Annotated in this window: 5 protein-coding genes; 2 read left to right on the forward strand and 3 right to left on the reverse strand. The window is 60.4% G+C overall.

Annotated features, from left to right (window positions below; genetic code table 11):
- Positions 1 to 24: 24 nt before the first annotated feature.
- Genes PB2503_RS13530 through PB2503_RS13540 form a run of 3 tightly spaced genes read right to left on the reverse strand, consistent with a single transcriptional unit; the run spans position 25 to position 5,593 of the window.
- Positions 25 to 3,144, reverse strand: a complete 3,120-nt coding sequence (locus PB2503_RS13530; RefSeq protein WP_013301835.1) for an efflux RND transporter permease subunit — start codon at positions 3,142 to 3,144, stop codon at positions 25 to 27.
- Positions 3,141 to 4,286 carry an efflux RND transporter periplasmic adaptor subunit gene (locus tag PB2503_RS13535; RefSeq protein ID WP_013301836.1) on the reverse strand — a complete coding sequence of 382 codons (1,146 nt, stop codon included), beginning with the start codon at positions 4,284 to 4,286 and terminating at the stop codon, positions 3,141 to 3,143. The genes PB2503_RS13530 and PB2503_RS13535 overlap by 4 nt, the downstream gene beginning before the upstream one ends.
- Positions 4,283 to 5,593: a TolC family protein gene (locus PB2503_RS13540; protein WP_013301837.1), complete on the reverse strand. Its 1,311-nt coding sequence runs from the start codon at positions 5,591 to 5,593 to the stop codon at positions 4,283 to 4,285. The genes PB2503_RS13535 and PB2503_RS13540 overlap by 4 nt, the downstream gene beginning before the upstream one ends.
- Positions 5,594 to 5,730: 137 nt before the next feature.
- Here PB2503_RS13540 and PB2503_RS13545 point away from each other — a divergent pair, with 137 nt between their 5' ends.
- Entirely contained in the window at positions 5,731 to 6,405 is a 675-nt protein-coding gene (locus PB2503_RS13545) for a response regulator (protein ID WP_013301838.1), read from the forward strand.
- Positions 6,386 to 7,753 carry a sensor histidine kinase gene (locus PB2503_RS14180; protein WP_013301839.1) on the forward strand — a complete coding sequence of 456 codons (1,368 nt, stop codon included), beginning with the start codon at positions 6,386 to 6,388 and terminating at the stop codon, positions 7,751 to 7,753. Before PB2503_RS13545 ends, PB2503_RS14180 begins: the two co-directional genes overlap by 20 nt.
- The last annotated feature ends 236 nt before the right edge of the window (positions 7,754 to 7,989 follow it).

Genomic DNA, 7,989 nt, shown 5'->3' on the forward strand with positions numbered 1-7,989 from the left:
TGCGATATGAAGTTGGGTTTCCGATCAGGCGGCATGAACTCCCTCGTTCCGGAGTGGTGCCGACTCTTCCGGTGACCGCTCGGGTCTGCGGCCAAAACGCAGGTAGAGCGGCGGCAGCAGCAAGAGATTGACCAGGACGGAGAAGGCAAGACCCGACAATATCACGATCGCCATCGGATACTCGATTTCCTGACCGGCCTTGACGCCCCCCACAATGAGCGGAAGAAGCGCCAGCCCCGTCGTGCAGGCCGTCATGAGAATTGGCGCAAGCCGCTCTTCGGCACCTTGCGCCACAAGATCGGGACCAAAGGGCACGTCTTCGACCTCTTCGAGATGACGAAAATGGCTGATCATCATGACACTGGTACGCGCCGCGATCCCGAGCACCGTCACAAATCCGATCAGAGAGCCGAGCGACACTACGCCGCCACCGATAAGGGCGCCAAGGACGCCACCGAATAATGCACCACCAAGACAAGCGATAATGATGATGGCGACCCGGACGGAGCCGAACAGGGCGTGGAGAATAAGAAAAATGGCGATGAAAGCCGCCCCCATAGCGGTGAACAGTGTCGACCGGGCGGCGCTCAGCTCGGCATATTCGCCAAGCAATTCGGGAAAGTAACCCTGCTCGAACACAATGCCGGCCAACGCCGCCTCAACATCCTGCGCCACAGCGCCGACAGGACGCCCAACCGCATTGACGCTCACATCGATCCGGCGAGAAGCATTCTCACGTGTGATACCATTGGGCGACGGCTGCACAGTGACATTCGCGACAGTCGTCAGCGGGACGAGGTCGCCATTTGGGGCCATCAATCTCAGCTCACGGAGGCTTTCGAACGAGGTCGCAATCGCGTGAGGCCCACGAATGACGACGTTGACTGGAATCTGATCCGCATAGATCTGACCGACCCGCTCCCCACTAAGGAGCGTTGATGTGGCGCGACGGACGTCCGCTGGTGTAATCCCTAAGGCTGCTCCGGCGTCGGGTCGATACTCGACTTCGATTTCGGGAACGTAGGTTAGGTGTTGTGCATGCACGTCCGCGGCGCCGTCGATTTGAGCCAGGTGCTCTTCGACTTCGGCAGCCTTGGAGATGAGCGTGTCGAGATCCGGTCCGGAAATGCGGACCACGATCGATGCGCTGGTTCCCGTCAAGACTTCCTTGATCCGTTCCCGGAGGTAGGTGAGAAGATCCCGATAGAGTCCGGGGTAGCCGTCCACCACCGCCTGAAGTTCTTCGACCTTCGCTTCGTAATCGACCTCGGGGTCGAGACTGATCCAAAGTTCTGTGAAATCGATCCCCACAACCTCGTCCGCCACCTCCGCACGCCCGACATGGGCTCCGAAATTCCGGACGCCGTCGACCGATTGTAGTTCGTCCGACGCCCTCATGGTGATACGATTCATTGCCGGAAGCGACGTTCCAGGCCGTTCGAGCCAGTGCATCAGAAAATCGTACTCGCGGAATTTCGGGAGCAACTCCTGGCCCAGGAAGGGATAGATCGCACACGCGGCGGCGACCGAAAGACCCAGTGCCGTCATGGCCGCGCGGGGACGGAAAAGCAGACGCTTCAGCGATCCTTCGTAGGAAGATTTCAGTGTCCTCACCAAGCGGGAGTCACGTTGTTGCTGTGCCGTGTTCCTGGGCAGCAACAAAAGGGCGAGAGCCGGGGTTACGGTCAATGCAACCGCGAGCGAGGCGCCGATCGCCGTGATGTAGGTAAGCGCAAGCGGCTTGAAGAAGGTGCCTGTAAGGCCCGTCAGTGTAAAGACGGGAACAAGTGCGGCAGCCACCAGCAAGCTCCCGAAAACCACGGCCGAACGGACCTCCGTCGAGGCATCGCGTACGACAGCGAATGACGACCTCGGAAATCCCGTTTCGGCATTCAGTCGGAGCCGACGGACTATGTTTTCGACATCAATGATAGCGTCGTCGACGACTTCGCCCAGCGCGATCACGAGGCCTGCCAAGACCATTGTATTGATGACGCCGCCTGCCGCCTGCAGGACGAGCGCCGCGGTAAGTAGCGACAGTGGAATCGCGGTGATGCTGATCAGCGCCGATCGCCAGTCGCTCAGGAAAAGCAACAAAACCACTATTACCAGACCACAGCCGATCAGGAGCGCGTGATTGAGGTTGGCAATCGAGTTCTCGATATACGTCGCTGGTCTGAAGATCGTAGGATCGACCCTCACACCCTCGAGAGCAGGCATCAGGTCATCGAGCGCCGCCTCAACACCACGCGTGACGTCGAGCGTGTTACCCCATGGCTGTTTTTCGACGATCAGCAGGATGCCAGGGGCACCATCGACGATCGCATCACCGATCGGCGGCGGCGACCCCTCCACTACGCGTGCGACATCGCCCATTCGAATAGGCATCCCACCACGATTAGACACAAGAACGCGTTCCAGATCCTCTGTCGTCTGAACAGCGGGCACATGCGTTACCGATAGTCGTTGGTTGGCGCCTTCTACGAATGATCCGCCTGTAACCGCGACCGCATTCGATGCCGCCAAGCGAAGATCGTCGATGGTCAGTCCGAAACCGCTCAGTTGGGTTGGATCAGCGACAATCTGAAATTCGCGATCGCGTTGTCCCCAAACCGCGACATTTGCAACACCGGGGACCGACATGAGGCGCGGTCTCACGGTCCAGACCGCCAGCGTGGAGAGCTCCATCTGAGACAGCGTGTCTGACTGCATCCCGATTTTCAGAACGCGACTCGTCGAAGACAAAGGAGATAATAGCACCGGCGCACGTGCCGCCGTCGGCAGCGTTGGTGTCGCAAGCGCCACCCTTTCCTGCACGAGTTGACGTGCCTCCATGAGATCGACATTGCGGTCGAAGATCACCTTCACCGACGAAAGACCGAGTACGGATTTAGACCGGATGGTGTCCAGCCAGGCGACACCATTGACGGCGTTTTCGAGGGGGGCAGTGACAAGTTCCTCGACTTCCAGGGCCGAGAGCCCCGGCGCTTCGGTCTGTATCTCGACCAGCGGTGCGGCAAATTCCGGAAAAACGTCGAGCGGCGCATTGCCCAGACCGCGAACGCCGAAGACCACGAGCGCTATCGCAAGAGCCACCGTGATGAAGCGAAGCTTGAGCGCCGTAGAGATGATACCCTGAATCATTTACCGATCCCAAATTCTGTGCCGGCCAGCTCAGCCACGCCGACCGTCACGACATCGGTACCAGCGCCAGGTCCCACTGAGAGGAAGGCATCATCCTGCTCGACGAAAGCGACCCGGACCCTTCGACGCGCGAAACGAGACTGCGCGATGCGTTCGTACACCCACGTTCCTCCATAGATGTCGCGGAACAGGGCCGACTGCGGAATGACCAAATGGTCTGCGGCTTCACCCACGCCAAGAGCCACATCGACCGGCACTCCCACATACCAAGTCGCTGGAATCGATTCAGGTTTGACGAAAACGTTTGTGACATTTCCGCCAGCCCCCTGAGTGGGCGCCATGCCGACACGCCTGCCGATCACAGGCGCGCCATTCGCCTGTCCAATCTGCGTGATGACAGCGTCGCCATGCCCAATAACTCCGACTTCCGTGGCGAGAACCGCCACCCGGACGATCAGTCGGTCCGTATCGACCATGCGGAATAACGGGTCGCCGGCCTTCACCGATTGCCCGGGACCCACCGAATATGATGCAATCGTCCCACCGATCGGCGCACGAACGGCGATACCTCCCGCCTGCCCCCCGTTCAATCTCGCCCTTTCGCTGTTGTATGCGGCCTCTGCACGTGCAACCTCTGCCTCGGCAAGTTCCCGCTCTTCCGCACTCGCGCCTTGCACCGCAATCAGCTCCTCCGTACGCTGCAAGCGTGCTCGTGCGTTTTCCAACTCTTTTTGGAGAACCGCGAGGTTCTCGACAGGACTGATGCCGGCGGGCGCAGACCCCAGCGCAACCAGCGACAGCACCCGGTCACCGCTGGCGATCGTCGCCCCTGTGGGAACCCATTCCAGGTCGGTCGATGCAACGATGGCATCGAATGGCGCTGCGATCTGCGTGCTGGCGCCCGGCGCCGCCTCAATGGTACCCGGAAAGGACCGTCTCGCCGCCACGTGCCGCGTCGAAACGGGTTGGGTTTCGATCCCTAACCGGATAATCGCGTCATCGGTCAATGACAGCGTCGTCAGTTCTTCTTCGGGCCTGGCCCCGGCGACGGTGGCTGGCGCTTCCTTCGTGGGTGCCGCCGCTTCGCCGCCGCAGCTAGCCAGTATGACAAACGCTGCGATTCCATATAGTGAGCGCCTCATCGTTCGCCCTTTCCTGGGGTTGGCAAGAGAGCGGGGCCGGCACCCATAGCATACTGTAGGTCCGCCCATGCCATCGCTGCGGCGGCGGCAGTGTCGGCTTTAGCCTGCTGTATGGCGACGAGGTCACGGCGGGCTATCAATACATCGGTCAAGGTCGCCCGCCCGAGTTCAAATGACTTTTGGGTGAGCGTCAGTCGATGTTCCGCAGACGGTAAAATATCATTGGCATAGTCTGCGTCCTGCTGCAGGGCGTTTTGATACGCGAGCCGCGCCGAGGTGACCTCTTCTCTCGCAGTTCGCGATAATGCTTCGAGCCGTGCTTCGCTTTCCTCAACTCGGGCGGCGGCCCGGCGACGCGCCGCCTGGCCGCGATCGAATATGGGAATCGCCAGACCGCCGCCCCCGCTGAATTGTAGTGGCTCGGAAGGTTGCTTTGCGAGATCAACATAACCACTCGGCGCCAGAGCGTCGACAACACGGCCGTGGCCATCGCGCAGAGCAGCTTGCCGGCGTCGTTGCGCGGCCAGGACATCGGGCCGGGCGGAAAGTGCCGCGTCGATTAGGCCAGACAAGGAAGGAAGCTGGCTGTTCGGCGGCGCCATTTCTTCGCTCAAGGTCGCGTCACCGAGAGGCATACCTAAATAGGCTTCCAATGCCGCTTTAGCGATCTCCGCGTCCGCCCGAGCACGCTCTGCCGCAGCGCTGGCTGCAAGCGCGGTCGACCGGGCGGCCACGGCATTCAGCCCGGTGCCACGTCCGACATCTGCAGAATTCCGTGCGATGTTAGCGAGTTGCCCGAGCGCGTCGGCATCGGCTGCCAGCAGGACCGCCCGACGCTCAGCGGCCTGCGCCACAGTGAAAGCATGTCGAACATCCCGGATGAGCGTGATGCTTGCGTGCAAAGTATCAAGCTCGGCCGCTTCAAGCCTTGCTCGCGCTGCTGCGATCTTCGGGCCCCTCGTTAGAAAATCAAACGGCACGACGATCGATCCTTCGACAACACCAGCGCCGACTGGGTCGAGAAGGGTCAGGGTAGGGTTTGGCAGGGTCTGGGCGCCAAGGAGATCCGCGGCCGCAAGCCGCTCACCCGCCGCGGCGATACGCAGTGCGGGATGGTCTCGCAGCGCGACTGCAACGGCGCGGTCAGACGTCAGCGGCCGATCGCTGAGAGGGGCTTCTTCATGTGAGGCGGCGGTGATACCGAAGGCGGATTCGCCCTTCTCACCCTGCTGATGCGCGCAGCCGAGCAGGCTGATCGTCGCCGCGGCAAGAGCCGCACCTCGAAATGACCGCGCGAACTGGACCATAGGGTGTCAGCCTCCCGGAGGAGAGGCTAATGAGGCCCGTTTACGCCCGCCTGAACCCAAGCATACAATCTTGTATAGTTCATCTTCCCAGCGCGGAATGCCTTACACTACGAACGGAAAGACAGGAAACGGACCGGATGCGCGTCTTGATAATCGAAGATGACCACAAGATGGCGCACTATCTAGGTGACGGCTTGACTCGAGAGGGCCATCAGATTCAAGCCATCTCTACCGGGCCCGACGGGCTAGAGATGGCGCTGGCGCAGGACTTTGACGTCGTGGTGCTGGACCGGATGTTGCCTGGACTTGATGGCCTTTCTCTCTTGAAGCGCTTACGTGCGGCAGGTCGCAAAATGCCTGTTCTGCTTCTAACGGCGATGGGCGGTCTCGATGACCGAGTGGAAGGACTTGATGCGGGGGCGGATGATTACTTGGTCAAGCCTTTCGCATTTTCCGAAGCATATGCACGGCTCAATGCACTCGTTCGGCGCCCTCCAATTGCCGGCAATCCCACCACGTTGACGGCTGCTGATCTTCACATGGATCTCATCGCCCGAACGGTTTCGCGCGGCGGCGTTTCCCTCGATCTCGGACCGAAGGAGTTTCTGCTTCTTGAAATTCTACTCCGGAATAAGAACCGTGTCATGACGAAAACAATGCTGCTTGAACGTGTTTGGAGTTTTCATTTCGACCCTCAGACGTCTTTGGTGGAAACCCATATCAGCCGCCTCCGGGCCAAAATCGATCGACCCTTCGCGTCCGCGCTCGTCGAGACCGTTAGGGGAGCAGGCTATGTCATCAGGGCATCCTGAGCCTCTACGGCGCGATCCCTTCATACGGCTGACGTTCATCGTGTCCGCAATCTTCATCGGCGTATTTGCCACCACAGCACTTATCGGTTGGGGCGTGGTGAGAGAGGCGCTCCACGCGCGCGTGACGGCCGAGACAAGGGCCGGGCTCGCGGATCTGGTCGACCGCTTCGAGATGGGGGGGCCGGAATCGGCAGCCAGCTTTTTGAGCACGAGGCTCAACAATGGCAGAGTCGAACATGTCGCCGGAACGGTTGTCGACCCTGAAGGCGCGGTTGTCGGCGGCGTCGCCCTGATCCTTCCGTCCGATGATGGCTTCACAAGACGATCGGCGACCGACCTCAATGCGAAAATCGATGAGGATATATTCTTTGTAGGTACAGCCACACGCGACAGATATCGCCTCGCCTACGCCTATTCGTTCGATGAGGCGGATGCAATCGGAACGCTTGTGGCGGTGACATTCGGGGTATCGACCTTCGTCGCGACGCTCGCGGCAATCGGCGGCGCGCTCACGCTATCTCGAGGCTTCCGCCGGCGCTTACGATGCATTGAATCAGCTTTTGCCGCTGCTGCTGGTGGCGATTTCACGGCCCGCGCTGACGTCATTGGCAAGCACGATGCGCTTGATGCACTGGCGGAAAGCACAAACCGGTCGATCGGCGATCTCGGCGAGAACATGGCAAGAGTAAAGCGGGTGACGGATGACATCGCACACGAACTTCGGACGCCCATCGGCCGAACGCTGATTCTCATTGAGGAGGCGCAAAGGCAGACTGTTGACGCCAATTCGCTGGGCCGGCTCGCCGAAGCGCACCGCGAACTCCTCCATTTAGCGGGAACTTTTGACAGCTTGCTGACTATTGCACAAATCGAAAATCGAAATCGCCGCGACCGATACGGTATTCTTGATCTGCGGGATATTGCCACGAGGGTGTATGAAGCGTTCGACCCCGTAGCGGACGCCGCCGACCATTGTCTTCGGCTTGAAGTTTCATCTGAAGCCGTGTGCGTAAAAGGGGATGAAGACCTGTTACTGCGTGTTCTAGCCAATTTGCTGGAAAACGCTATTCGCCACACCAATTCAGGTACGGCGATCGTACTTCGGGCGACGAGCGCAGCCGACAACGCTCAACTGATCGTTACGGACAACGGACATGGTATTCCGGCGGACGATTGTGAACGAATGACCGAACGGTTCGCACGGCTTTCTCCCGAGCGAGCCCCTGGGGGCACGGGTCTTGGCCTCGCATTGGTAAAAGCAGTGGCGATTGCCCATGACGGCACTCTCTTGCTTGACGACGCAAACCCCGGCCTTCGGGTAACGCTCACCATACCGTTAGTCCGTTAAACGACTTTCATTGCGCGTCCTGCGGACCAGGCTCGCGTGAACGGAGCCCGGCCGGGCCGGTCTCCGCCCTTCGGGCGTTGATCCTTCGCGCGGGCGCGCCTCTCGGGCGCGCGCTGGGACAGGCGGCCGAGGCCGCCTGACTCCGGGGTTCTCGTTTTCCCTCTCGGCCGGGGGGCGGCGCCCGTCCATCGCCCGAAGCGGTCCGGCCGCAAGGGCGGAGGCTACTGGGTCGTCTT

Origin of the sequence: Parvularcula bermudensis HTCC2503 (assembly GCF_000152825.2) — a bacterium.
Lineage (GTDB): Bacteria > Pseudomonadota > Alphaproteobacteria > Caulobacterales > Parvularculaceae > Parvularcula > Parvularcula bermudensis.